General features: G+C 59.1%; 22 protein-coding genes. 9 read left to right on the top strand and 13 right to left on the bottom strand.

Annotated features, from left to right (window positions below; genetic code table 11):
- Nucleotides 1-52: 52 nt before the first annotated feature.
- The 3 genes from D3F01_RS04100 (at nucleotide 53) to D3F01_RS04090 (ending at nucleotide 4,714) form a co-directional block, all read left to right on the top strand.
- A complete protein-coding gene (locus D3F01_RS04100; protein WP_242886024.1) occupies nucleotides 53-637 on the top strand; it encodes a uridine kinase in 585 nt (194 codons plus the stop codon).
- Between the two features lie 97 nt (nucleotides 638-734).
- Nucleotides 735-1,439: an ABC transporter ATP-binding protein gene (locus tag D3F01_RS04095; protein ID WP_117533404.1), complete on the top strand. Its 705-nt coding sequence runs from the start codon at nucleotides 735-737 to the stop codon at nucleotides 1,437-1,439.
- A gap of 5 nt (nucleotides 1,440-1,444) precedes the next feature.
- Complete coding sequence (locus tag D3F01_RS04090; protein WP_242886022.1) at nucleotides 1,445-4,714, top strand: FtsX-like permease family protein; 3,270 nt, start codon at nucleotides 1,445-1,447, stop codon at nucleotides 4,712-4,714.
- 90 nt (nucleotides 4,715-4,804) lie between these two features.
- Here the strand turns inward: D3F01_RS04090 and D3F01_RS04085 are convergent, their stop codons facing one another.
- The 6 genes from D3F01_RS04085 to D3F01_RS04060 form a co-directional block, all read right to left on the bottom strand.
- Complete coding sequence (locus tag D3F01_RS04085; RefSeq protein WP_242886020.1) at nucleotides 4,805-5,518, bottom strand: ABC transporter ATP-binding protein; 714 nt, start codon at nucleotides 5,516-5,518, stop codon at nucleotides 4,805-4,807.
- A 4-nt stretch (nucleotides 5,519-5,522) separates the two neighbouring features.
- Nucleotides 5,523-6,362, bottom strand: a complete 840-nt coding sequence (locus tag D3F01_RS04080; protein WP_097770421.1) for an ABC transporter ATP-binding protein — start codon at nucleotides 6,360-6,362, stop codon at nucleotides 5,523-5,525.
- Nucleotides 6,355-7,368: a branched-chain amino acid ABC transporter permease gene (locus D3F01_RS04075; protein ID WP_242886018.1), complete on the bottom strand. Its 1,014-nt coding sequence runs from the start codon at nucleotides 7,366-7,368 to the stop codon at nucleotides 6,355-6,357. Before D3F01_RS04075 ends, D3F01_RS04080 begins: the two co-directional genes overlap by 8 nt.
- Nucleotides 7,369-7,381: 13 nt before the next feature.
- Nucleotides 7,382-8,260, bottom strand: coding sequence for a branched-chain amino acid ABC transporter permease (locus tag D3F01_RS04070; protein WP_005931363.1), 879 nt, complete (start codon nucleotides 8,258-8,260; stop codon nucleotides 7,382-7,384).
- A gap of 128 nt (nucleotides 8,261-8,388) precedes the next feature.
- Nucleotides 8,389-9,591 carry an ABC transporter substrate-binding protein gene (locus tag D3F01_RS04065; protein ID WP_242886016.1) on the bottom strand — a complete coding sequence of 401 codons (1,203 nt, stop codon included), beginning with the start codon at nucleotides 9,589-9,591 and terminating at the stop codon, nucleotides 8,389-8,391.
- A 266-nt stretch (nucleotides 9,592-9,857) separates the two neighbouring features.
- Entirely contained in the window at nucleotides 9,858-11,201 is a 1,344-nt protein-coding gene (locus tag D3F01_RS04060) for an MATE family efflux transporter (RefSeq protein WP_242886014.1), read from the bottom strand.
- Between the two features lie 278 nt (nucleotides 11,202-11,479).
- Between D3F01_RS04060 and eno the strand changes: the two genes are divergently transcribed.
- On the top strand, nucleotides 11,480-12,778 hold the full coding sequence (eno, locus tag D3F01_RS04055) for a phosphopyruvate hydratase (RefSeq protein WP_156072923.1): 1,299 nt from the start codon (nucleotides 11,480-11,482) through the stop codon (nucleotides 12,776-12,778).
- 255 nt (nucleotides 12,779-13,033) lie between these two features.
- On the opposite strand, the gene D3F01_RS04050 is transcribed toward eno, so the two are convergent.
- The 7 genes from D3F01_RS04050 to D3F01_RS04020 all read right to left on the bottom strand — a co-directional run bounded on the left by D3F01_RS04050 (nucleotide 13,034) and on the right by D3F01_RS04020 (nucleotide 19,619).
- Nucleotides 13,034-13,561, bottom strand: a complete 528-nt coding sequence (locus tag D3F01_RS04050) for a hypothetical protein (RefSeq protein ID WP_242886012.1) — start codon at nucleotides 13,559-13,561, stop codon at nucleotides 13,034-13,036.
- Nucleotides 13,545-14,009 (bottom strand): DUF4430 domain-containing protein, encoded by a 465-nt coding sequence (locus D3F01_RS04045; protein WP_242886010.1) that lies wholly within the window; start codon nucleotides 14,007-14,009, stop codon nucleotides 13,545-13,547. The genes D3F01_RS04050 and D3F01_RS04045 overlap by 17 nt, the downstream gene beginning before the upstream one ends.
- 129 nt (nucleotides 14,010-14,138) lie before the next feature.
- Nucleotides 14,139-15,068, bottom strand: coding sequence for an ROK family protein (locus D3F01_RS04040; protein WP_242886008.1), 930 nt, complete (start codon nucleotides 15,066-15,068; stop codon nucleotides 14,139-14,141).
- Nucleotides 15,069-15,228: 160 nt separating this feature from the next.
- Complete coding sequence (locus D3F01_RS04035; protein ID WP_242886005.1) at nucleotides 15,229-16,815, bottom strand: mannitol dehydrogenase family protein; 1,587 nt, start codon at nucleotides 16,813-16,815, stop codon at nucleotides 15,229-15,231.
- 8 nt (nucleotides 16,816-16,823) lie between these two features.
- A complete protein-coding gene (gene uxuA, locus D3F01_RS04030; RefSeq protein WP_156058461.1) occupies nucleotides 16,824-17,924 on the bottom strand; it encodes a mannonate dehydratase in 1,101 nt (366 codons plus the stop codon).
- Between the two features lie 226 nt (nucleotides 17,925-18,150).
- Entirely contained in the window at nucleotides 18,151-18,837 is a 687-nt protein-coding gene (locus tag D3F01_RS04025; protein WP_097770429.1) for a GntR family transcriptional regulator, read from the bottom strand.
- Nucleotides 18,838-18,974: 137 nt separating this feature from the next.
- Nucleotides 18,975-19,619 (bottom strand): phosphatase PAP2 family protein, encoded by a 645-nt coding sequence (locus D3F01_RS04020; RefSeq protein WP_242886003.1) that lies wholly within the window; start codon nucleotides 19,617-19,619, stop codon nucleotides 18,975-18,977.
- A 192-nt stretch (nucleotides 19,620-19,811) separates the two neighbouring features.
- Between D3F01_RS04020 and D3F01_RS04015 the strand changes: the two genes are divergently transcribed.
- From D3F01_RS04015 to D3F01_RS03995, 5 genes are all read left to right on the top strand, one after another.
- A complete protein-coding gene (locus D3F01_RS04015) occupies nucleotides 19,812-20,717 on the top strand; it encodes a Cof-type HAD-IIB family hydrolase (protein ID WP_242886002.1) in 906 nt (301 codons plus the stop codon).
- Between the two features lie 174 nt (nucleotides 20,718-20,891).
- A complete protein-coding gene (gene eda / locus D3F01_RS04010; RefSeq protein WP_097770432.1) occupies nucleotides 20,892-21,854 on the top strand; it encodes a bifunctional 4-hydroxy-2-oxoglutarate aldolase/2-dehydro-3-deoxy-phosphogluconate aldolase in 963 nt (320 codons plus the stop codon).
- Between the two features lie 93 nt (nucleotides 21,855-21,947).
- A complete protein-coding gene (locus D3F01_RS04005; RefSeq protein WP_098924630.1) occupies nucleotides 21,948-22,973 on the top strand; it encodes a sugar kinase in 1,026 nt (341 codons plus the stop codon).
- A gap of 26 nt (nucleotides 22,974-22,999) precedes the next feature.
- Nucleotides 23,000-23,848, top strand: coding sequence for a 5-dehydro-4-deoxy-D-glucuronate isomerase (gene kduI / locus D3F01_RS04000; protein WP_005931438.1), 849 nt, complete (start codon nucleotides 23,000-23,002; stop codon nucleotides 23,846-23,848).
- A 62-nt stretch (nucleotides 23,849-23,910) separates the two neighbouring features.
- Nucleotides 23,911-24,711: a gluconate 5-dehydrogenase gene (locus D3F01_RS03995; RefSeq protein ID WP_156060602.1), complete on the top strand. Its 801-nt coding sequence runs from the start codon at nucleotides 23,911-23,913 to the stop codon at nucleotides 24,709-24,711.
- Nucleotides 24,712-24,774 lie beyond the last annotated feature (63 nt).

Raw genomic sequence — 24,774 nt, 5'->3', positions numbered from 1 at the left:
TTCTATTTGTAGTATAGTCAATTTTTAACGATTTGTCAAGGATGTGTTCCCTATGCTTTCAACCACCCTTTCCCCTCTCGTGGAAAAACTCTCCACTTTGCTCTCTGCCCATCCTGCCGCCCCGGTGCTGGTGGCGCTGGACGGCCGGTGCGGCAGCGGCAAAACCACGCTGGCGGCACAGCTGGCACAGCAGTTCCCCCAGAGCATCACGGTGCATACCGATGACTTCTATCTTCCTCCAGCCAGCCGTATGGCAAACTGGGAGCAGATCCCCTGCGCCAACATGGACTTGGAGCGCCTGCGTGCCCAGGTGCTCACCCCCGCCCGGGCCGGGCAGGCCGTCCCCTACCGTGCCTACTCCTGCCGGGCGGGTGCCTACCTGCCGGAACAATGCTTTGCGCCCCAGCCGCTGGTCATCGTGGAGGGCAGTTACAGCTGCCACCCCACCCTTGCGGACTGTTATGATCTGAAGGTTTTCGTCACCTGCTCCAAGGAAGAGCAGGCCCGCCGCCTGCTGGCGCGGGAGGGAGAACGCTATTCCGGCTTCACCGCCCGGTGGATCCCGCTGGAAGAGGGGTATTTCGCAAAATTCCAGATCGAGCAGACCGTTGACTTTATCCTTGATACGACCTGTTAACTTTTTGCAAATTCCAGCGCTCTGCCCCTGCAAACCTGCTGCAAAATATGTTATAGTTAGGATGGAACAATAATTTTTTCAAGGCAAGGAGCAGCATATGGAACATTTTGTGCAGTTTGAGGATGTTTCCAAATATTATCAGACCGGCAGTGTCCGCATTGCGGCGGCCGATCACCTGAATTTTTATGTAGACAAGGGCGAGTTCTGTGTCATTGTGGGGCCCTCTGGTGCAGGCAAGACCACTCTGCTGAACATTCTGGGCGGCATGGACACCTGCGACGAGGGCCATGTCTGGCTGGATGGGCAGGATGTGAGCCATTTTTCCGAAAAAGAGCTCACCACCTACCGCCGGTATGATGTTGGCTTCGTGTTCCAGTTCTACAATCTGGTGCAGAATCTGACTGCACTGGAAAATGTGGAGCTGGCCAGCGAGATCTGCCGTGATCCGCTGGACCCCGCCGCCACGCTGGAAAGTGTGGGTCTGGGTGAGCGGCTCAACAACTTCCCTGCCCAGCTTTCGGGCGGCGAGCAGCAGCGCGTTTCCATTGCCCGGGCGCTGGCCAAGAACCCCAAGCTCCTGCTCTGCGATGAGCCCACCGGTGCGCTGGACTACAAGACCGGCAAGCAGGTGCTGGCCCTGCTCCAGCGCACCTGCCGCGAAACAGGGCGCACCGTCATCGTCATTACCCACAACACGGCCCTGACGGCCATGGCGGACCGGATCATTCAGGTCAAGAGCGGACAGATCCTGTCCAACAAGGTCAACGAACACCCGGTGCCGGTGGAACAGATCGAGTGGTGACCGCTATGCAGAAAAGCTATCGTAAAAATATCCGGCGTGACTTCCGGAGCAATCTGAACCGGTTCCTTTCCCTGTTCGGCATCGTGGCGCTGGGCGTGATGATGCTGACAGGTCTGGTCAGCTTTGCCCCCAGTATGCGCACCGCCGGGCAGAAATACTATGTCCAGCAAAATGTGTTCGACCTGCGGGTGCTCTCCACGCTGGGCCTTTCGGACTCAGATCTCTCCGCCATTGCCGCCACGGAGGGCGTGAGCGCCGTGATGCCCGTGAAGTATCTGGACACCGAGGGCCGCTGGTCAAGCTCTACCGATGGAGCCGTGCTGCGGGTGCAGCAGCTTCCCGCCGACCCGGCTGCGGATACCGAGGCCAATATGAACCGCCTGACCCTGCTGGAGGGGCGGATGCCCGAAACCGCCAACGAGTGTGTGGTACAGGTGCTGGGCCATGCCGACCCTGTCCCGCTGGGCACCGTGGTCACCCTGCCCGAGGATACCGAGGACATCCGCCGCACCGAATATACCGTGGTGGGCCAGGTGCAGGACCCTCAATATTTTTCTGCCAATCAGGAGACCAGCACCGTCGGCGACGGCATCCTGGATGCTCTTGTGTTCGTGCAGAACGGTGAATTGACCGCAGATTATTATACCGTCTGTTATCTCAAGGTAGCAGATGCCGCACAGTATGACAATTACAGCGATGAATACCAGACCGCTGTGGATACTGTGGCTGACCGGCTGGATGCCATCAGCAAGGAGCACTGTGTGGCCCGCCGGGCCCAGCTTATCGAGGATGCCACCACCCAGCTGGACGATGCCAAGCAGACCTACAGTGAGCAGAAGGCCGAAGCCGAGCGCCAGTTTGCACAAGCCGAGCAGAAGCTGACCGACGCGCAGCGGGAGCTGGATGCCGCCAAGGCCCAGCTGGACGCAGGCGAAGCCGAGCTTACCGCCCAGAAGGCCGCCCTGCCCGATACCATGCAGAGCGGTGCCGCTACGCTGGTGAGCAGCGAAGAGCAGGTGCTGGAATTTGAGGATCAGCTTCAGCAGATCGAACTTCTGGTCAACCTGAAACAGGTGGCTGACCCCCTGCTGGGCTATGCCGAGACCGCTCTGAACAATGCCCAAAAGGCGCTGGATGAGGCCGAACCCGAGGACGAGGAATACACCGAGCTGCGGGACGCGCTTGCCAAGGCACAGGCCGCCTACGATAACATCAAGGGCCAGCTGGACGGTTATCAGGCCCAGCTGGATGCCGGCAAGCAGCAGATGTACGCCAAAGGGCTCATCTCCTCGCCCAACCTCTCCAACACGGACCTTGTCACCGAGGCCAAAGCCGCCCTGCGCAAAATGAAGGTACAGTTGCTGCAGGGCCAGCTCCAGCTGAGCACCGGTACTGCCACAGCCTACACCCAGTTTGAGGCCGCCCGCGCCCAGCTGGACGAGGGCTGGGCACAGTACCGGTCCGGGCAGGAGCAGCTGGACGCTTCCCGCACCGAGTACGAGACCCAGAAGGCCGATGCGGAGCAGAAGCTCGCCGAAGGCCAGCAGCAGATCAACGATGCGGAAGAGAAGATCGCGGACATCCAGAACGGCGAGTGGTATGTGCTGGACCGCGGCAGCACCCTGAGCATTGTCACGCTGGAACAGTACGCCGACCGGATGGCTGCCATTGCCCGGGTGTTCCCGGTGTTCTTCTTCCTGGTGGCGGCGCTGGTGGCTTCCACCACCATGACCCGCATGGTGGACGAGAACCGCCTGCAGATGGGCACCCTCAAGGCGCTGGGATACTCCAACGTCAGTATCGCAGGCAAGTACTTACTGTACGGCATTGCCGCCAGCGTTCTGGGCAGCATCGTAGGCATTGCCGTAGGCTTTGTGGTGTTCCCCACCATCTTCTGGTACGCCTACCGCACCATGATGTTCTCCATCCCCACCTTTACGCTGCACTTCTACCCGGGCTTGGCATTGGGCAGCATGGCCCTCAGCGCGGCGGTCATCGGCCTTGCCACCCTGCAGGCCTGCCGCGCCAGCCTCAAGGAAAAATCCGCCGCCCTGCTGCTGCCCCGTGCGCCTGTAGCGGGCAAGCGCATCCTCCTTGAATATCTCACCCCGCTGTGGAAGCGGATGAGCTTCTCCCAGAAAACCACCGCCCGCAATCTGTTCCGCTATAAAAAGCGCTTCTTTATGACCGTTCTGGGCGTGGCGGGCTGCACGGCCCTGCTCCTCATCGGCTTCGGCATCCAGGATTCCCTGCTGCCCATGCTGACCAAGCAGACCACCGAGCTGACCCACGCCGACCTGACCATCTCCCTGAGCGACGAAAAGGCGCTGACCATGGAGAACGGTCTGGCCGACCTGCTGGATTCCAGCAGCGGGATCACCAGCTGGGGCCGCTATTACACCAAGAGTGTCACCCTTTACAACGCTGCGGGGGAAAAGGAGACCGTCAGCCTGGTTGCCGCCGCAGACGAAAGCCAGATGACCGAATACTTCACCTTCCGCACCCGGCAGGGCCACAAGGCCATTGCCTTTGACGATTCCAGCGTCATCCTGACCGAAAAGACCGCCGAAAAGCTGGGGCTTTCCGTGGGCGACAGCTTTGAGGTGGAGACTGCTGACGGCGGGCGCAGGTCCCTGACCCTGACCGGCATCACCGAAAACTATGTCTTTACCCGGCTGTACCTCTCGCAGGCGCAGCTCAAAACGCTGAACGGCGGTGCTCTGCCCGCCTGGAACGCCGTTTACGGTCAGACCGACTGCCCCACTGATGCAGCCCGCGCCTCCCTCTCCTCCGCCATTCTGGCCTGCAACTATGTCAGCTCCGTCTCCTTCATCGAGGACACCACCCAGATGTTCGATGGCCTGATCGGCTGCCTGAACTATGTGGTCATGCTGGTCATCGTCTGCGCTGCCGCATTGGCCGCCGTGGTGCTCTACAACCTCATCAGCGTCAACCTGGGCGAGCGCAAAAAGGAGCTTGCCACCATCAAGGTGCTGGGCTTCTATGACAAGGAGGTCTACCGCTACATCTTCCGGGAGATCGACCTGCTCTCTCTCATCGGCTCCCTGGTGGGTCTGGTGGTGGGCATTCCCCTGCACCAGTTCATCATCCGCACTGTGGAAATGGACCAGATGATGTTCATCCGTTCCATTGCCCCCCGCAGCTTTGTGTTCAGCGTGGCGCTCACCATGCTCTTCAACTTTGCCGTCTGCCTGCTCATGCGCCGCCATGTCCGCCAGATCAGCATGGTGGAAAGCATGAAAGCGCCGGAATAATTCCCTTACAGACAGAACAACGCCCGCCGGGTGTGGTACTTCTCGTACCGCCGGCGGGCGTATTGTTTTGCATTCTATCCAGCTGCAGTCTCAGCCGCCCAGATAAGCGCTGCGGACGCGCTCATTGGTCAGCAGCTCTGCACCGGTGCCATCCATGACCACGTGGCCTGTCTCAAGAACATAGGCGCGGTCGGCCACAGAAAGGGCCATCTGTGCGTTCTGCTCCACCAGCAGGATGGTCATGCCTTCCTTGTGGATATCGCGGATGATATCAAAGATCTCCTGCACCAGCAGCGGGGAAAGGCCCATGGAAGGCTCGTCCAGCATCAGCATGGAGGCGTTGCTCATCAGGGCACGGCCCATGGCCAGCATCTGCTGCTCGCCGCCGGACATGGTGCCCGCCAGCTGCCTGCGGCGCTCCTTCAGGCGGGGGAAGAGAGTGAACACCTTTTCCTTGTTGGCCGCAATGGTGGAAGCGGGCTGGGTGTAGGCCCCCATATCCAGGTTTTCCTCCACGGTCATGTGCAGGAACACATGGCGGCCTTCCGGCACCTGTGCCAGACCGGCCTCCACGATCTTATGGGCGCGCACGCCCTTGATGCTCTTACCCTTGTACAGGATATCGCCCGTTTTAGGGTGGAGCAGGCCGGAGATGGTTTTCAGGGTGGTGGACTTACCGGCACCGTTGGCACCGATCAGGGTCACGATCTCGCCCTCGTTCACCTCAAACGAAACACCCTTGACTGCGTGGATGTTGCCGTAATAAACGTTGATGTTATCAACTTTCAGCATCGTTTCTGCCATCGGCTCAGCCCTCCTTCTTGCCCAGGTAGGCTTCGATGACCTGGGGATTGTTGCGGATCTCATCCGGGGTGCCCTTGGCGATGATGCGGCCAAAGTTCAGCACCGCAATACCCTCGCAGATGCCCATGACCAGGCTCATGTCATGCTCGATCAGCAGCACGGCGATGTTGAACTCATCGCGGATGCGGCGGATGGTCTCGGTCAGCTCAGCGGTCTCCGAGGGGTTCATACCCGCGGCAGGCTCATCCAGCAGCAGCAGCTTGGGGCTGGTGGCCAGCGCACGCATGATCTCCAAACGGCGCTGTGCACCATAGGGCAGGCTGCCGGCCTGCGTATAGGCCATATCTGCCATGTGGAAGATGTCCAGCAGCTCAAAAGCACGCTCGGTGCAGTGCTTTTCCTCTTTCCAGTAGTTGGGCAGGCGGATCAGCGACGAGGCAAGGTCGTACTTCATGGACTCATGCAGGCCGACCTTGATGTTGTCGATGACGCTCATCTCCTTGAACAGACGGATGTTCTGGAAGGTGCGGGCCACGCCCATCCGGTTGACCTGATAGGTCTTTTTGCCCGCCGTGGGCATTCCATCGATCAGGATGGAGCCGCGGGTAGGCTGGTAAACATTGGTCAGCAAGTTGAACACCGTGGTCTTACCGGCACCGTTGGGGCCGATCAGGCCGGTGATCTCGTTGCGGCCGATCATCAGGTTGAAGCCATCCACGGCGGTCAGGCCGCCGAAATCGATGCCCAGCTCACGGACATCCAGAATGGGCTTTTTGTCCTTATCGCGGTCCGTCAGGAAGCCGCCGGAGGGGACACTGTTCAGTCTGGTCTGGAACTCACTCATGGTCTGCACCCTCCTTCTTTTTCTTGCCAAACAGGACACGCTCCACAAGGCTGCTCATGGAGAAATCGTAGCTGCCCAGCAGTCCGCCCGGGCGGAAGATCATCATCAGGATCAGCACCAGCGAGTAGATGACCATACGGTAGCTGTCGAAGCTGCGGGTCGCCTCAGGCAGGATGGTCAGGACCGTTGCAGAGAGGATGGAGCCCAGCATGGAGCCCATGCCGCCCAGAACCACCATGACCAGGATCTCAATGGACTTCATAAAGCCGAAGGTGGAGGGGTTCAGCACGCCGATGTAGCAGGCATACAGGCCGCCTGCCAAACCCGCAAAGGCAGCGGAGAAGGCAAAGGCCATGACCTTGTAGTAGGTCGTCTGGATGCCGCAGCTCTCGGCGGCGATCTCGTTGTCGCGGATGGCCAGCACGGCACGGCCGTGGCGGCTCTTCATCATGGCGTGGATCAGGAAGCAGGTGATGACCACGCAGAGGAACACGTTGGTGAAGTTGGAGTACTTGGGGATGTTCTTCAGGCCCTTGGAGCCATAGAACAGCTTAAAGCCCAGCACATCATCGATGTTGTTCAGGGTGATGCGGATGATCTCACCAAAGCCCAGCGTCAGGATGGCCAGATAGTCGCCGGTCAGGCGCAGGGCCGGGATGCCGATGAGCACACCGAACAGACCAGCCACGATGCAGGCCAGCACCAGACCGATGGCAAAGGAGACACCGTCCGGCAGCGGGCAGAACTTGGTGAACAGGGCGCAGGTGTAGGCACCCACAGCCATGAAACCGGCATGGCCCAGCGGCAGCTGCCCCAGATAGCCGGTGGCAACGTTCAGGGAGACCGCCAGGATGATATTGATGCCCACCGTCATCAGCACCTTGTTCTGGTAGGTGGACAGGATATTCCGGGTCAGGTAGGAAAGCGCCACGAACAGCAGAGCCACCAGCACCGCGTTCATCAGGTAGCGCACGGGCATTTTGATCGTTTTACGGTTCTTATTCATCTTCCTGCCCTCCTTACACCTTTTCCTGCACCTTGCGGCCGAGGAAGCCGGTGGGCTTGAACAGCAGCACGATGATCAGGATGGCAAACGTGACGGCATCCTTCCAGGCGGAAAGACCGATGGCGGAGACAAAGCATTCGCACAGGCCGATGGCAATGCCGCCGATCATTGCGCCCGGGATGGAGCCGATGCCGCCCAGAACGGCGGCAACAAAGGCTTTCAGGCCCAGCATGGAGCCCATGGTGGGGGTAGCCTGCGGGTAGGAGCAGCAGTACAGCACCGAGCCGATACCGGCCAGCGCGGAGCCCACCGCAAAGGTAAAGGAGATGGTGCTGTTGACATTGATGCCCATCAGGCGGGCAGCGTCCATATCCTCAGAGACAGCGCGCATGGCCTTGCCCAGCTTGGTCTTCTGCACCAGAAAGGTCAGCACCAGCATGGACAGCACAGTGACCACCAGTGTGATCACGGAGGTCAGGCCCAGGGGCACACTGCCGATCATAAAGGTCTTGTTGCCGTAGTAGGAAGGGATGACCTTTGCGCCGGAACCCATCACCAGCTCAGCGGTGTACTCCAGGAAGAAGGAGACACCAATGGCTGTGATCAGCAGGGAGATGCGGGGCGCGTTGCGCAACGGGGTGTAGGCGACCTTTTCGATCACCACACCCAGCAGGGTGCAGGTAATAATGGTGGCGCACACGGCCGTCACCGGGCCAAGGCCCAGCTGGTTCATAACGAACCAGGACATGTATGCACCCACCATGATGACATCGCCGTGGGCAAAGTTCAGCAGCAGGATGATGCCGTACACCATGCTGTAACCCAGTGCGATCAGTGCATAGATGCTGCCAAGGGACAGGCCGTTGATCAGCTGACTAAAGAACACTGTCATTGGATGGACACTTCCTTTCTTTCTACCAAAAAAGCGGAGACAACCTGTTCCGGCGGCCTCCGCAAGGGTACATCATTCTCTGGTTCCGGCATTCAGGCCGCACACCGGTGTGCGGCGCAGAAGCGGGATCAGAACATTTCCTTCAGTTCGGGCTTGCCGTCCACATAGGTCAGGATCGCAGTCTTCTTGACGGGATCGTGGTGCTCATCAAAGGTAAAGGTGCCGGTGATGCCCTCGATGGTGCCGGAGGCAATGGCATCATTGACAGCCTGCTTGTACTCATCGGTACCGGCCTCCAGGCCGGCATCCTCAGCAGCCTGCACGCCGTAGACTACGGTCTTGGCGGCATCATAGCCCAGAGGAGCAAAGCCATTGGGGTAATCCTCGCCGTACTCGGCCTTGTAGGCATCCTCAAACTCGGGGCTGGAACCCTTTGCGTAGTTTGCGCAGAAGTAGCTGTCCTTCAGCTGATCGGCAGTGGCATAGCCCTCCAGGCCATCCCAGCCGTCGCCGCCCAGGAAGGGAACATTCAGGCCGATGCTCTCAGCCTGAGACAGGATCTGGCCCACCTCCTCGTAGTAGTTGGGGCAGAACACAGTCTCGGGGCCCTTGCCCATGATGCTGGTCAGCTGGGTCTTGAAGTCCACGTCGCCATCGGAGTAGCTCTCCTGATCGACGATGGTGCCGCCCAGGCTCTCGAACTCGTTGACAAAGTTCTCGGCCAGACCCTCGTTGTAGTCAGCGCCCTTCTTGAAGATGACAACTGCCTTGGTGTAGCCCAGCTTCTGGTAAGCGTAATCAGCCATCTTGATGCCCTGGAACGGGTCGGTGAAAGTGGCACGGAAGACATTCTCGTTCACGGTGTCGGTCTCGGCATCGTAAGTAACGGCCTCAGCGGTAGCGGAAGCAGTGACCATGGGCATGTTGTAATCTGCGCTCTCGGCAGCAACTGCCAGAGTGGGGGTGGTGGTGACATCGCCCACCAGAGCGGTGATGCCCTCGTCCACCATCTTGGTGAAGCAGTTGACAGCCTGCGTAGCATCGCCCTGCTCATCCTCGGTCAGGATCTCGATCTGCTTGCCATTGATGCCGCCGTTGGCGTTGACCTGCTTCAGGTACAGGGCAGCGCCGTTGACAACGGCCTGGCCGTAAACGGAAACGTTGCCGGTCAGGGGGCCCATCACACCGATCTTGATGGTGTCACCGGAAGCAGCGGCAGTGGAAGAAGCGGCAGTGCTGGAGGAGGAGCCGCCGCAGGCGGTCAGGACACCGGCAGCAGCCACGACACCGGCAGCGGTCAGAAAGTTGCGGCGAGAGATCATCTTTTTCATAATACAATATCCTCCTGTTGGAAGTTTTTCGTGTGATAGATGCACAAAGCAGGGCGCTTCCTTCAAAGCCGCCCTGCTTTGTGCGTGTATTCATTATAGTCTCGCCGGGCGGGTTGTGCAATTCACAAACCGTCCATACTTTTCCGGGCATTTTCCGGCATTTTATGTGAAAGCCACCAAAAAAACCGTGTCATTTTTGGTTATTTTTTCATTTTGTTCACTTTGTTTCATCGTGACATGAAGAGCTTTCACCCATGTCAAAAAGGTTACAGCGTCGTTTTTTCTTCTGCCTGCCGGTAAATAGAGGTACGATAAAACACCATGGAGAGCACGGTGCCCACAAACCAGCCCACAGGCCAGGACAGCCAGATGCCGTTCACGCCCAGCCAGCCGGAAAACAGGATGGCCAGCACCACGCGCAGGAACAGGTCGGAAAGGGTGGTTGCCATAAAGCGGCCCATCATGCCGCAGCCGCGCATCAGACCGTCCGAAGTCAGCTTGAAGGCCAGCAGCAGGTAGAAGGGTGCGATCGTCTGCAGGAAGGTCAGGCCGGTGTTGATGGCCTCGCCCGTGGGGCTGTTCATAAAGAGCATGAGCAGCTGGCGGCCTGCCAGCAGGTACAGGGCCGTGAAGCAGAGACAGATGCTGCCCAGCAGCTTGGCACCGGCCCCGAAGCCCGCCCTGACGCGCTCGTTCTTCCCGGCGCCCAGATTCTGGGAGGCGTAGTTGGAAATGCCGCTGCCCAGCGTGGTCAGGGAGGAGATGAGCACATTGTTCAGCTTGGTGGCCGCGGCAAAGCCCGCGATCACGCTGGCACCGAAGGAGTTGACAACGCTCTGGATGATGATATTGCCCACTGAGACAAAGCTCTGCTGCAAAATGCTGGGAATGGCCACCACTGCGATCTGGCCCAGCATCTTCCAGGAGAACCAGACCCGCTCCCCCTCACTCGGGACAGCACGCACCCGCCGGGCCACCACCCACAGGGAGAGCACGCAGCTCACCCCCTGGCACAGAAAGGTCGCCCAGGCCACACCGGCAACCCCCATATCAAAGGCAGCCACAAACAGCACGTCCACCGCGATGTTTGCCGTGGAGGAAACCGCCAGAAACAGGAACGGGGTGCGGCTGTCGCCCAGCGCCGTAAAAATGCCCGTTGCCACATTGTAAAGGAACAGGAAGGGCAGGCCCAGGGTGTAGATATCCAGATACTCTGCCGAGTCGGCCATCAGCTCCGCCGGGGTGCGGATGAGCACCAGCAGGCTCCGGCAGCCCAGCAGACCCACCGCCATCAGGGCACCGCAGAGCACCACCGTGCCGATAAGCGCCGTGGAGATGGCGGTTTTCATGGTGTTGTAGTCCTTTGCGCCGAAGTACCGGGAAACGATGACAGAGCCGCCGATGTTGCAGCCGAATGAGAACGCCAGAAAGATCAGGGTGATCTCGTAGCTGTTGCCCACAGCGGCCAGGGCGTTTTCACCGATCAGCTTGCCCGCCACAAGGCTGTCGGCAATGTTGTAGAGCTGCTGGAACAGAATGCTGCCGAACATGGGCAGGCAGAACTGCCACAGCACCTTGGACGGGGAGCCCACGGTCAGGTCTTTGTTCATGTAAAAAAAATCCTCCTCAATCTTTGGTTCTCTCTTGTCCATCTATCATTTTACCGTCCCCTCTTCGGAATGTAAACCCACAAATCCACACACTCCCCCATCCTTTTCCCGCTTTCTGCCGGATACGCACCCGCCCCGGCGGGCATCCTATCAATGTTTACAGCGGCAAACATCCGCAGACCCTCTTGCGCAAGGGTGCAGGACGTGGTAGGATAAAGGCAGTTAGTTAGTTTTGACTACCTATATAATATCTCATCGAAAATCGGGAGGTTACTGTGATGAACTATCTGGAAATTGAATCTGTGATCGGCCGCGAGATCCTGGACTCCCGCGGAAATCCCACCGTTGAGGCCGAGATCACTCTGGCCGATGGCACGGTTGCCCGCGGCTGTGCCCCCTCCGGCGCTTCCACCGGCGAGTTCGAGGCTCTGGAGCTGCGCGACGGCGACAAGGGCCGCTATCTGGGCAAAGGCGTGACCAAAGCTGTGGAGAACATCAACACTGTCATCGCTGACGCGGTGGTGGGCATGGATGCCTCCGACATCTACGCCATTGATGCCGCCATGCTCCGGGCCGACGGCACCAAGGACAAATCCAATCTGGGCGCAAACGCCATTCTGGCGGTCTCCATTGCCGCCTGCCGCGCTGCCGCCGCTTCTCTGGAGATGCCTCTGTACCGCTTTCTGGGCGGCGTGAATGGCAACCGCCTGCCCGTGCCCATGATGAACATCCTGAACGGCGGCGCACATGCCACCAACACCGTGGACACGCAGGAGTTTATGATCATGCCTGTGGGCGCGCCCAGCTTCAAGGAAGCCCTGCGCTGGTGCGCCGAGGTGTTCCACGCTCTGGCTTCCATCCTGAAGGCCAGAGGCCTGGCCACCTCCGTGGGCGACGAGGGCGGCTTTGCCCCCAACCTGTCCAGCGACGAGGAGACCATCGAGACCATTCTGGCCGCCATCGAGAAGGCCGGTTATCAGCCCGGCAAGGACTTCATGCTGGCCATGGATGCCGCTTCCTCCGAGTGGAAGAGCCCCAAGGGCAAGGGCTTCTACAAGCTGCCCAAGGCCGGCACCGAGTACACTTCCAGCGAGCTGATCGCACACTGGAAGAGCCTGGTGGAGAAGTACCCCATCATCTCCATTGAGGATGGTCTGGACGAAGAGGACTGGGAAGGCTGGCAGGAGATGACCCGGGAACTGGGCGGCAAGGTCCAGCTGGTGGGCGATGACCTGTTCGTTACCAATACCGAACGTCTGGCCAAGGGCATCCAGCTGGGTGCAGGCAACGCCATCCTGATCAAGCTGAACCAGATCGGTTCTGTTTCCGAGACGCTGGAGGCCATCAAGATGGCCCACAAGGCCGGCTACACCGCCATCAGCTCTCACCGCTCCGGCGAGACCGAGGACACCACCATTGCTGATCTGGCCGTTGCCCTGAACACCTGCCAGATCAAGACCGGTGCCCCCAGCCGCACCGAGCGCGTTGCCAAGTACAACCAGCTGCTCCGCATTGAGGAGGATCTGGGTGCAAGCGCCGTTTACCCCGGCATGGCCGCCTTCAACGTAAAGCGCTGAATCTGACATCCTCAAACCATTTTCTTACCTGTTTCCGCAAAAGAGGGTCGCTGCACATTGCTCCGTGCAGCGGCCCTCTTTCTGTTTTGATGGCTCACCCTCTCAGTCTCGCTGACGCTCGCCAGCTCCCCCAAAGGGGGAGCCAAGGGCAATCCCAGATATTGCAGCATCTGTCCTCTGTGATGTCTTGCCTCTCCCTTCGGGAGAGGTGGCATTGCGCAAGCAATGACGGAGAGGGTGAGGATGCCTTCCTTTTCAATTCACTCTCAGCTGCCGTTTGGCTGTCTGCAGCGCTCTGCGCAGGGGGTGGTAGAGCAGCAGCATGATGACAAAATTTCCCACGCCGTGCATGGCATCGTAGGAAAGGCCGCTGAGCCACCAGCTCAGGGCAAAGGCCGGAGTTTTTGCCACCAGATACACCGCCGCACACAGGCCGCCGAAGCACAGGCCGTAGATGCCGCTGAACACCGCCCAGCCAAGGGCATTGTCCATCCGGCGCAGCAGCCATGCCAGCAGGGCCAGCAGATACCAGACATACAGGTACATGGCCCACCACAGCCCAAAGCCGTACAGCACGCCCTGCAGCAGGATGAACACCGTAACAGCCCCCGGTGTTTCCCGGGGCAGCTCCAGTGCAAACAGGATGACAAGCAGCGTCACCGGTTCAATGTTGGGCAGGCCGCTCATGGCCTGCTTGCTCACCACCAGCAGCGCACCCATCAGGCCGCTGAGCACCAGCCGCAGCACCCGGATGTGCACAGGCTCCTTACTTCGTGTAGACAAAGGCATAGCTGTCGCCATCGTGCAGCGCAATGTCTGCCACGCCCACGGTGGTCATCTCGCCGGTGGCATCGGTCAGGCACCACCATGCCTGATCCTTATCCCAGTCGGCGGTCTCACCGTTGACGGTGGTCACAAAGCCTGCAGCAGCCTCCTCTTCGCTGATGAGACCGGCTTCCACCAGAGCATCGCTCAGCTTCTCGCCATCGGTCACTTCCAGCGTAAAGGTTTGGCTCTCGCCATCCGCACTGGTCACGGTAAATTCTGCCTTGACCTTGGCATCCTCGGCCTGCCCGGAAGCAGCCTCAGAGGAAGCGGCTTCACTGGAAGCTGCCACAGAGGACACGGCCTCAGAAGAGGCGGCACTGGAAGCTGCACCGCAGCCTGCCAGCAGCCCGGCAGCCAGAGCGGCACTGATCACAACGGCCAGAAATTTATGCATGGTTTTCATAGAAAAAGAACTCCTTTGTTTGTTTTCCGCGCGCCCTGCGCGCAGGGTCTATCATATCATGGGTGCGCCCAAAAATCAAGGCACAGCGCAGATACGATGATGCACCAGCGCTGTGCCGTTGTTTGATCGTTACTTTTCCAAAAACGCCTTCTGGTAGCTTGCAAAGGCACCGATCTGGTTGGCCTCGCTCAGGAACCGGCAGGGCACGATCTCCGGGCGGGGCAGGCAGCGGGCCTGCGCTTCGCTGAAGGGATGGCCCCGCAGGATGTACTCCTCATACACCTCGTTCAGGGTCTCCACAAGGATGGGCTGCTTGCTGATGCCGCCGCCGATGGCCACCTTTTCCAGATCCAGCAAAACGTTCAGGTTGTAGATCTGCACGGCAACGGCCCGGCAGAAGCTGCGCAGGGCCTCGTTGGCCTCGGTCTCCCCGGCGTGGACCGCCTCAAAGAAGATGCGTCCATCCATGGGCGCATCGGCAGGCAGACCCTTGCGGGCGCGGTAGCCGTTCAACAGGGCGCTGGTACTGCACTGGCCGGCCATGGTCTTGGAAGGGTCGCTCCAGGCATCGGCGTTCGTATTCATAAAGCTGTATTCGCCCGCCGTGCAGTCCCGGCCGCGCACCAGCTTCCCATCAATGATCAGACCGCCGCCCACACCGGTGCCGATGATGAACACTGCTGCGTTCCTGCAGCCCTTCAGCGCGCCCCGCTCCAGCTCCGCAATGGCAGCCGCTTTACCGTCATTCTCGATCCAGACACGGCAGCCGCAGGCCTCGGCCAGCCGGGGGCCGACAGGCGTGCCCACATTGTAGGCCAGCGAGAGTGCCCCGCCGCCCTTGACCACGCCCTGTTCGGCATCAATGAAGCCGGGCAGGCTCAGGGCAATGCCGTCCACCTCGTCCTTGTGGGGCAGGTAGATCTCCCGCAGGGTGTTCAGGAAGTGTTCCTGCGAATCCGCCGGGGTGGGCGTGCTGCCCGTATCGGTCCGGTTCAGCTGCTCATCCATCACGGAATACTTGATCCCGGTGCCGCCCACATCAAAAACCATTACTTTCATGTACAGACCCTCCTGCGCTTTTTTCTATTATTGCAAATCGCTCTCCAAATGTAAAGAGCCATGCGCTCCGCCATGCCGGAAAACAAAAAAATCCCACGCTGCGGCAAAGCAAAACGCAGCGCGGGAACGAAGATAGCTTAATTCAGGATCGTGTCAGCGCTCAACGGGCGACAACATACTTGTGCAGGGTCTTGCGGACTGCGCCGTTGCCAGCGTACAGCTCCTTGACCATGCCCTCGATCTGCTCACCCAGGCCGACCTCGTACAGGTCAACACCGAACACATCAGCACGGCTGTACAGGTTCTTCAGGCAGCTGAAGTCCTGCTCGCCTTCCTTGACTTCCAGAGGAGCCACGATGGCCTGCAGCTCAGCCAGCATCGGATCGGGAGAGATCTCAAAGGCCTTGCCGTTGTCATCAATGCCCTTCAGGTAGCGGGCATAACCTGCCAGCACCAGGGGGATCAGCACCAGGTTGGACTTGTCCAGACCGCGTGCCTGATATGCCTTGATGGTCTCGCCGAAGCGGATGGCCAGCTTCTGAGAGGTATCGGTAGCGATACGCTGGGGAGCATCGGGCATGAAGGGGTTGGGCAGGCGGCGGTTGATGACAGCGCCGATGAACTCGTAGGGGTTCAGGACACCGGGATCAACGACCACGGGCATTGCCTCGATATAACCGATCTTCTGGATGAAGGGACGCAGATCCTCGTCGGCCATCTCGGCGCTGATGAGGGTGTAACCCAGCATGCAGCCGTAGATGGACATTGCGGTGTGCAGGGGGTTCAGGCAGGTGCATACCTTCATCTTCTCGATCTTGTCAACGGTCTCGCGGTCGCAGTACAGCACACCGCCCAGCTCCAGCGGAGGACGGCCGTTGGTGTAGTGATCCTCGATGCACAGATACTGGGTCTCCTCTGCGTTGACAAAGGGAGCAGTAAAGGTGTGCTTCTCGGTCACGATGGTGTAGTTATCCTCAAAACCGTCCTTGGCCAGCATATCCTGGACCTTTGCGTCGGGACGGGGGGTGATCTTGTCGATCATGCTCCAGGGGAAGGTGATCTTGGTCTCGTCCTGAACGTATGCCAGGAACTCAGCGGGAACCAGACCCTGCTCGACCCACTTGGAAGCGTAGGCGTGGACAGCGCTCTTGACCTTGTCGCCGTTGTGAGAGCAGTTATCCATGCTCTGAACGGTCAGGGGCAGCTTGCCGGCCTTGAAGCGCTCGTACAGCAGAGCGGTGACCTTGCCCATGGCCAGAACGGGAGTCAGGCCGCGCTCCAGGTCAGCAGGAGCAACACCGTAGCCCTTCTCGGTGATGGTGAAGGAGATCATCTGCAGGCTGGGGTTCTGGAAGATCTCGACCAGACGAGCCCAATCCTCGCCAAAGGAGTAATCAGCCTTCAGGCTCTCAGTCACAGAAGCAATGACCTTCTTCTCGATGTCGCCGGTGGACTTCAGGCAGACCAGCAGGCTCAGGTTGTCGTAGGGCTGGTAAGCCTTGTCGATGATCTCGTAGTCAAAGCTCTCAGCAACAATGACACCGCGGTCATACTTGCCGCTGTTCAGGGCCTCGTTCAGGATGGCAGCGGGGAAGGCACGGAAAATATTGCCTGCGCCGAAGTGCACCCAGGTGGGCTCTGCGTGGGTCTTGGCCTTGACAGCCTCCACGTCAAACTTGGGCAGCTCGTAGCCCTTTTCTGCCCACTCGGCGGACAGATTGCCGTTCTTGATATCAGACAGCTTCATAATAGTACTCAGCCTTTCTTTTTCTCTTCGTCCAGACGGTCCAGCAGGTCCCAGACACCCAGCATGTACTGGATACCCAGGGCACGGTCATACTTGCCGTAACCGGGGCGGCAGTTGCCGGGGCCTTCCTCCCACAGCTGACGGCCGTGGTCGGGGCGGATATAGCCCTCGTAGCCGCCGTCATGGTAGGCGCGCAGGATCTCGATGATGCCGGTCTCGCCGCAGCAGTCACGATGAGCAGCCTCGGAGAAGTCGCCATTGGGGAAGTGGTGGATGTTGCGGATGTGAGCAAATGCAATGCGGTCGCAGTGCTTGCGGACGATCTCAGCAACATTGTTGTTGGGGTTTGCGTTCAGGCTGCCGGAGCACAGGGTCAGGCAGTTGTACTCATCGTCCACCATGCTCAGGAAGCGGTCGATGCTCTCAGCATCCACCAGCAGGCGGGGCAGGCCGAAGATATCCCAAGGGGGATCGTCCATGTGGATGGCCATCTTGATGTCGCACTCGCGGCAGGTGGGCATCAGAGCTTCCAGGAAGTACTTCAGGTTCTCCCACAGCTTTTCCTTGGTGACAGGGGCATAGGCCTTGAACAGCTCGTCCAGCTTTGCCATACGCTCAGGCTCCCAGCCGGGGAAGGTCATGTTGTACTTCTCGGTGAAGCCCAGGATGTAGTCGGCCATGGCCTTGTAATCGTCCTGGATCATGTCCTTCTGGTAGAACAGAGCAGTGGAGCCGTCGCCGACGGGGTGGAACAGGTCGGTACGGGTCCAGTCAAAGATGGGCATGAAGTTGTAGCAGATGACCTTGACACCGAACTTGGACAGGTTGCGGATGCACTGCTTGTAGTTCTCGATGTACTTGTCGCGGGTGGGCAGGCCGATCTTGATGTCATCGTGGACATTGACAGACTCGACCACGTCCATGTCGAAGCCGTAGGCGTGGATCTGATCGGCGACCTTCTGGATCTCGTCGATCTCCCAGATCTCACCGGGCATCTTGTTGTGCAGTGCCCAGACGATGCTGGTCACGCCGGGAATCTGCTTGATGTCGTTGAGGGTGATGGGATCGTTGCCTTCACCGTACCAACGCCAACCCATTTTCATAGGCATAGTGGGTTCCTCCTTGTTTGTTGCTTTGCTTCTTAAATGCCGCGGCGGATGCCGTGGCACATTCCTGCTTATATTCTAATATATCAGTTTCAAATTGGCAATTGACGTTTTGACAAGTTTTGATGTTTTTTCTTGTATACTTTACACAAAGAAACGGCCACACATGGGATTTTGCCCCCATCCGGCCGCAAAATACACGCCTTTGGCAGTTTGACGAAAGGAATTTTTACCAGGTGTCGCCGTTGCCGATAAAATAATCCGGGTGGGCGGCACGGGCCTGATCCACACTGAGCTTATACCGGTGCAGATGCTCGCTCAGCGCCCGGCTCACATCCTCCTCCGTGCCGTGGAGCACAGCCTCCAGGATGCGGGTGTGGGCACCACAGACCGATTTGTTCTCATCCGTCTGCAGGCTGAACTTGCGCAGCCGCTCGATGTGCTGAAAGGTGGAAAGCATGTGGTCAAAGTGTCCCTCCATGCCGCAGAGCTCAAATGCGCGGCGGTGGAAGGCGTTGTCCAGATCCAGCATCCGGGTCTCGCGGTTCTCGGCCTCCGGGTGGCTTTCCAACACACGGTACTGCTCGATCAGCAGCCGGTAGGCTCTCTCCTGCTCGCCGGTCAGGCGTCCCCGGATCCGGTTCAGGAGCTCTTTTTCCAGCGTGAAGCGCGCAAACTGCTCCATCTCCATCAGCTCCAGATCAATGGGGGCCACATAGGTGCCGCTCTGGGGCTTGATGGTCACCATGTGGGCAATGTTGAGCATGATCAACGCTTCCCGCATGGGGGTGCGGCTGATGCCCAGTTCCTGGGCCAGCTCGTGGTCGTTCAGTTCATCCCCGGGCTTGAGCTCCATGGTGATGATCCTGCTGCGGATGGTTTCGTAGGCTGCCTCGCGGGCGCTCCGAACTGCCATACTGTCTTCGCTCCTTTTGTGCTTCTGCACGCCTGTTATCTTTGTGTTTTACTAATATATCAGTTTCATTTTTATTGTACTCCACACACTTTGTCCGCGTCAATTGGGAAACTGCCAAAATTGAGAACTTTTTCTTGTCAATCCTGCCGCTTTTTCCACGGGCCGTAAAGGATCACGCCCCACACAGCCGCCAGCGCCAGACCGCAGACCACATCAATGATGGAATGCTGCTTGGTGAACACGGTGGAGGCGCAGATGAGCGCTGCCCACACCCAGGCCGCTGCTTTGAGCCAGGGGCGCTGCTTTGTCAGCGTGCTGCCCGAAAAGGCAATGGCCATGCAGGCCGTGCTCTGGCAGTGGATAGAGGGGCAGACATTGACCGAGGCATCTGCTTTCCAAATGAGCTGCATCAGGGTCATGGCAAAATTCTCCCGGCCAATGGCTTCTGCCGTGGGGCGGATGTCAAGGCCGTTGGGCAGTACCATATAAATAATGAGGCAGAGCGTCATGCCCGAGAACATCATCAGGCAGAGTTTGTCATAACTGGCGGTGTCGAACCACCACAGCAGGGCCGTGACCGCCGCCAACAGCACGAACCAACTGCAATACGGAAAAATGAACCACTCGTTGAAGGGGATGAGGTCATCCACCGGGGAGTGGATGATGTATTTGGGGTCGGTAATGGTCAGATCCAGCCAGAAGAACCAGACGAGGTAGACCACCCAGTAAGCCTGATACCACAGGTGGGGCTTGAGCCGCATGCGCAGAGTCTTTGCGTTCATATTCTTTTCTCCTATAAAATCACTCGCCGCATAGCGATTATTTTAACACAGAACCAGCACTTGCGCAAATATTATTTATGGGATAAAATAAGGGTATCAGCCTCTCCCCTGTCACCTGTTGCGGCAGCTCCCCTGCCAGGGAAGCCATGTTTACGCTGCTGCCGGAGAGGTTCTTAAGTCAAAGGAGAAACTATGTTACCTTCTACCCCGATCCGTCTTGTCGCCCTTGATCTGGACGGCACCCTGCTCGATTCCCAGAGCCAGATCTCCCCCCGCACCCGGCAGGCCATTGCGGATGCCGTCGGGCGCGGGGTCATCGTGCTGCCCTGCACCGGGCGGCCCCTTGCCAGCCTGCCGCCGTTGGTGGCGCAGCTGCCCGGCATCCGGTACGCCATCACCTCCAACGGTGCCGCTGTCTGGGATATGGGCACAGACCCGCTGGGTGCCGTATACAGCCGTTACTCCGATGCCGCCCAGCGTCCGACCCATGAACCGGTTCTGCTGGAGCGTCATTGTTTGCCCCCGGAAACCGCCCGGGAAGTGTTTGCCCTCTACCGGGAATATCATGGCCCACTGAGCATTTTTTCGGACGGGCGCTCTTATTTGGACGGTACCGGTATGGCCCTGTTTCAGAACCGTCATATCCAGCGCCATTCCACCGAGGCCAGACAGCCGGACGATGGCCGTACCCATGTTGTGCGGGATCTGGACGAATGGATGAGCCGCCACGCCCACGAAGTGGAAAAATTCTGTATGTTCTTCGACAGCATCGAGATCGCACAGGCCGCTCTCGTCCGTTTCCGGGCGTTTCCCGGCATCGAGGCCGTACAGGGTGCCCCGGACAATGTAGAGGTCACCGCCGCAGGGGTGGACAAGGGTACCGCCCTGCTGGCTCTGGCCGACCGGCTCGGCATCCCCCGGGAGGCCACCCTTGCCATCGGCGACAGCGACAACGACCGCGCCATGCTGGCCCGGGCCGGTGTGGCCGCCGTGATGGCCAACGCTCTGCCCGAGATCCGGGCACTGGGGGATATCGTCAGCACCTGCGACAATGACCACGATGGCGTTGCAGAGCTGTTTGAGCGGCTCGGACTGTGACCGTTGGGCATTTTTGTGCAATGTATACAAGCTCTTATGCAAAACATTGTGCTTGTTGAGCATTACCAAAAGCGGCCGGGTCGTTTATACTAATACTGTGAACGTATGGTGGGGAGAGTGTGTCCATCCGGCCCTGCCCCGCCCTGAGTGTCAAATAAAAAGGAGAAATGCGTTATGAATCCCATCGTTGAAAAGGTCTATCAGATCGGCATTATCCCTGTTATCGCCTTCAACAGCGTGGACGAGGCCCTGCCCCTGTGCAAGGCTCTGGCCGAGGGCGGCCTGCCCGCAGCCGAGGTCACCTTCCGCACTGCATGTGCTGAGGAGTGCATCCGCAAGATCCACGAAGAGATGCCCGAGATGCTGCTGGGTGCAGGCACTGTCCTGACCTGCGAGCAGGCTGACCGTGCAATGGCAGCTGGTGCTTCCTTCATCGTTGCTCCCGGCTTCGACCCCGAGGTCTGCAAGCACGTGATCGACAAGGGCGGCATTATGATGCCCGGTACCGCTTCTGCCGGCGAGATGCAGCAGGCCATGAACATGGGCTGCGAAGCCCTGAAGTTCTTCCCCGCTGAGGCAAACGGCGGTGTCGGCATGCTGAAGAACATCGGCGCTGCCCTGAAGGGCGCACGCTGGATGTGCACCGGCGGTGTCAACGCAAAGAACGTCAACGATTACCTGGGCTACGACCAGATCTTCGCTGTCGGCGGCACCTGGATGTGCAAGAGCGATGTCATCAAGGCTGGCGATTGGGCAAAGATCACCGCTCAGAGCAAGGAAGCTGTTGACACCATGCTGGGCCTGCGCCTGCACCATGTCGGCATCAACACCGGCAACGAGGAAGAGGCCATGAAGGTCGCCACCCTGCTGGGCGGTCTGCTGAACATGAAGGTCGCTCCCGGCAACTCCAGCATCTTTGTGGGCAACAAGGAATTCGAGATCATGAAGAAGCCCGGCCGCGGCACCAATGGCCACATTGCCATCGCCTGCAACAACGTTGACCGTGCCATCTATCACCTGTCTCAGCGCGGCGTGAAGTTCGATCTGGACAGCAAGAATGTCAAGAACGGCAAGACCATCGCCTGCTACTTTGCTGACGAGATCGCCGGCTTTGCAATGCACCTGGTCCAGGCCTGAGTTCCTGAGCATTTCCACGGCGTTTCCCGCCGCACCGGTCCACCCTGCGGCGGGTGATATAAAACACATCTGATTATAAAGGAGTACACCACAATGAAAGTCGTTACTTTTGGCGAACTGATGGTCCGTCTGCAGCCGTTCAACTATGAGCGCTTTGTCCAGGCTAACAGCCTGGAGTTCAGCTTCGGCGGCGGCGAGGCCAACGTTGCTGTTTCTCTGGCCAATTACGGCCTGGACGCAGCTTTCGTCACTAAGCTGCCCGCACACGCCATCGGTCAGGCCGCTGTCAACAGCCTGCGCCGCTACGGCGTTGACACCAGCATGATCACCCGTGGCGGTGACCGCGTTGGTATCTACTACAACGAGAAGGGCGCTTCTCAGCGTGGTTCTGTCTGCATCTACGACCGTGCCAACAGCGCAATCCAGCTGGCACAGCCTTCCGATTTCGATTGGGAGAAGATCTTCGAGGGCGTGGATTGGTTCCACTTCACCGGCATCACCCCGGCTCTGGGCGAGAACGTTGTCGAGATCTGCCGCGAGGCCTGCAAGGCTGCTAAGGCTCACGGCGTGAAGATCAGCTGCGACCTGAACTACCGCGGCAAGCTGTGGACCCGTGAGCAGGCTCGTGCTGCCATGACCGATCTGTGCCAGTACGTTGATGTCTGCATCTCCAACGAGGAGGACGCAAAGGACGTGTTCGGCATCGAGGCCGAGGCTACCGATATCTACGGCGGCAAGCTGAATGCTGAGGGCTACAAGAGCGTTGCCAAGCAGCTGGCTGACAAGTTCCACTTCGAGAAGGTCGCTATCACCCTGCGTGAGAGCCACAGCGCATTCGACAACGGCTGGAGCGCTATGCTGTACGACGTTGCTTCCAACGAGTACTGCTTCTCCAAGAAGTACGACCTGCACATCATCGACCGCGTTGGCGGAGGTGACTCCTTCGGCGGCGGCCTGATCTACAGCCTGCTGACCGGCAAGAGCACTCAGGAAGCTGTTGAGTTCGCTGTTGCTGCTTCTGCTCTGAAGCACTCCATCGAAGGCGACTACAACATGATGACCGTGTCCGAGGTCGAGAAGCTGGCTGGCGGCGACGGTTCCGGCCGTATCCAGCGCTAAGCAAGCGTTACAGGAGGTCGTCCGCAATGGATATTCGTTATTCCTGCAACCAGAAGGATTTCAAGCGCTATACCACCGAGGAAATGCGGGACGAGATGCTCATCACTGGCCTGTACAAGGCAGATGAAGTTGTTGCCGTTTACAGCCATGTGGACCGCATGGTCACGCTGGGCTGTATGCCGGTGCACGAGACCGTGTCCATCGACAAGGGCATCGATATCTGGGCAAACTTCGGCACCCACTATTTCCTGGAGCGCCGCGAGATCGGTATGTTCAACATCGGCAAGGATTCCACCGGTATCGTGGTGGCTGACGGCGTGAAGTACGAGCTGGGCTACAAGGACTGCCTGTACATTACCCAGGGCACCAAGGAAGTGACCTTTGCTTCCGCCGATCCCGAGCATCCTGCCAAGTTCTATATGGTGTCTGCTCCGGCACACTGCGCTTATGAGACCCGCCTGATCAAGATGGCCGATGCAAACCATCGTCCTCTGGGCAGCGTGGAGACCTGCAACAAACGCACCATCAATCAGTTCATCCACCCGGACGTGCTGAAGACCTGCCAGCTGAGCATGGGCATGACCGAGCTGGACCCCGGTTCCAACTGGAACACGATGCCCAGCCACACCCATGAGCGGCGGATGGAGATCTACACCTACTTTGAATTGCCCGAGGGGCAGGTGGTGTTCCACATGTGCGGTGAGCCTACCCAGACCCGCCATATCGTGATGCACAACGAGGATGCTGTCATCAGCCCCTCCTGGAGCATCCACAGCGGTGTCGGCACCTCGAACTATACGTTCATCTGGGCTATGGGCGGCGAGAACATGGAGTTTGACGACATGGATAACATCGCTACCACCGACCTGCGCTAAACACAAATAAGACCCCGCACCGGCGATCCGGCGCGGGGTTTTTCAGTAAAGGAGTTCTACTTATGGATCTTACTGCATTTGACCTGAAGGGCAAGGTTGCCCTGGTCACCGGCGGCGCACACGGCATCGGCTTCTCCATTGCCGAGGGCATGGCAAAGTGCGGCGCTACCGTCTGCTTCAACTGCTCCAACGAGGGCAGCCTGGAAAAGGGCCTGGCCGCCTACAAGGCTGTCGGCATCGACGCACACGGCTATGTGGCCGATGTCACCGATGAGGCTGCCGTGAACGCCATGATCGCCCAGATCAAGGCTGAGGTGGGCCCCGTGGACATTCTGGTGAACAACGCCGGTCTGATGAAGCGTGTGCCCATGATCGAGATGAGCCACACCGATTTCCTGCGCGTCATCGACGTGCACGTTGGCGGTGCTTTCAACTGCTCCAAGGCGGTTCTGCCTGATATGATCGCCAAGCGCGAGGGCAAGATCATCAACATCTGCTCCATGATGAGCGAGCTGGGCCGCGAGACTGTCTCCGCCTACGCTGCCGCCAAGGGTGCACTGAAGATGCTGACCCGCAACATCGCCTCCGAGTACGGCGAGTACAACATCCAGTGCAACGGCATGGGCCCCGGCTACATTGCCACCGCCCAGACCGCTCCCCTGCGCGAGATCCAGCCCGATGGCAGCCGCCATCCCTTCGATACCTTCATCTGCGCCAAGACCCCCGCAGGCCGCTGGGGCACCCCCGAGGACATGGTCGGCCCCTGCGTGTTCCTGGCCTCCCATGCTTCCGACTTTGTCAACGGCCAGATCCTGTACGCTGATGGCGGCATCCTGGCTTACATCGGCAAGCAGCCCAAATAAGTAAAGCACAGCGAAATAGAAAAGACCCTCTCCGTCATTGCTTCGCAATGCCGCCCCTCCCTT

This window comes from Faecalibacterium sp. BCRC 81149, assembly GCF_022750605.1.
Taxonomy (GTDB): domain Bacteria; phylum Bacillota; class Clostridia; order Oscillospirales; family Ruminococcaceae; genus Faecalibacterium; species Faecalibacterium duncaniae.
Note: the sequence above shows the minus strand (reverse complement) of the source record. Positions and strands in the feature narration are given on the sequence as shown.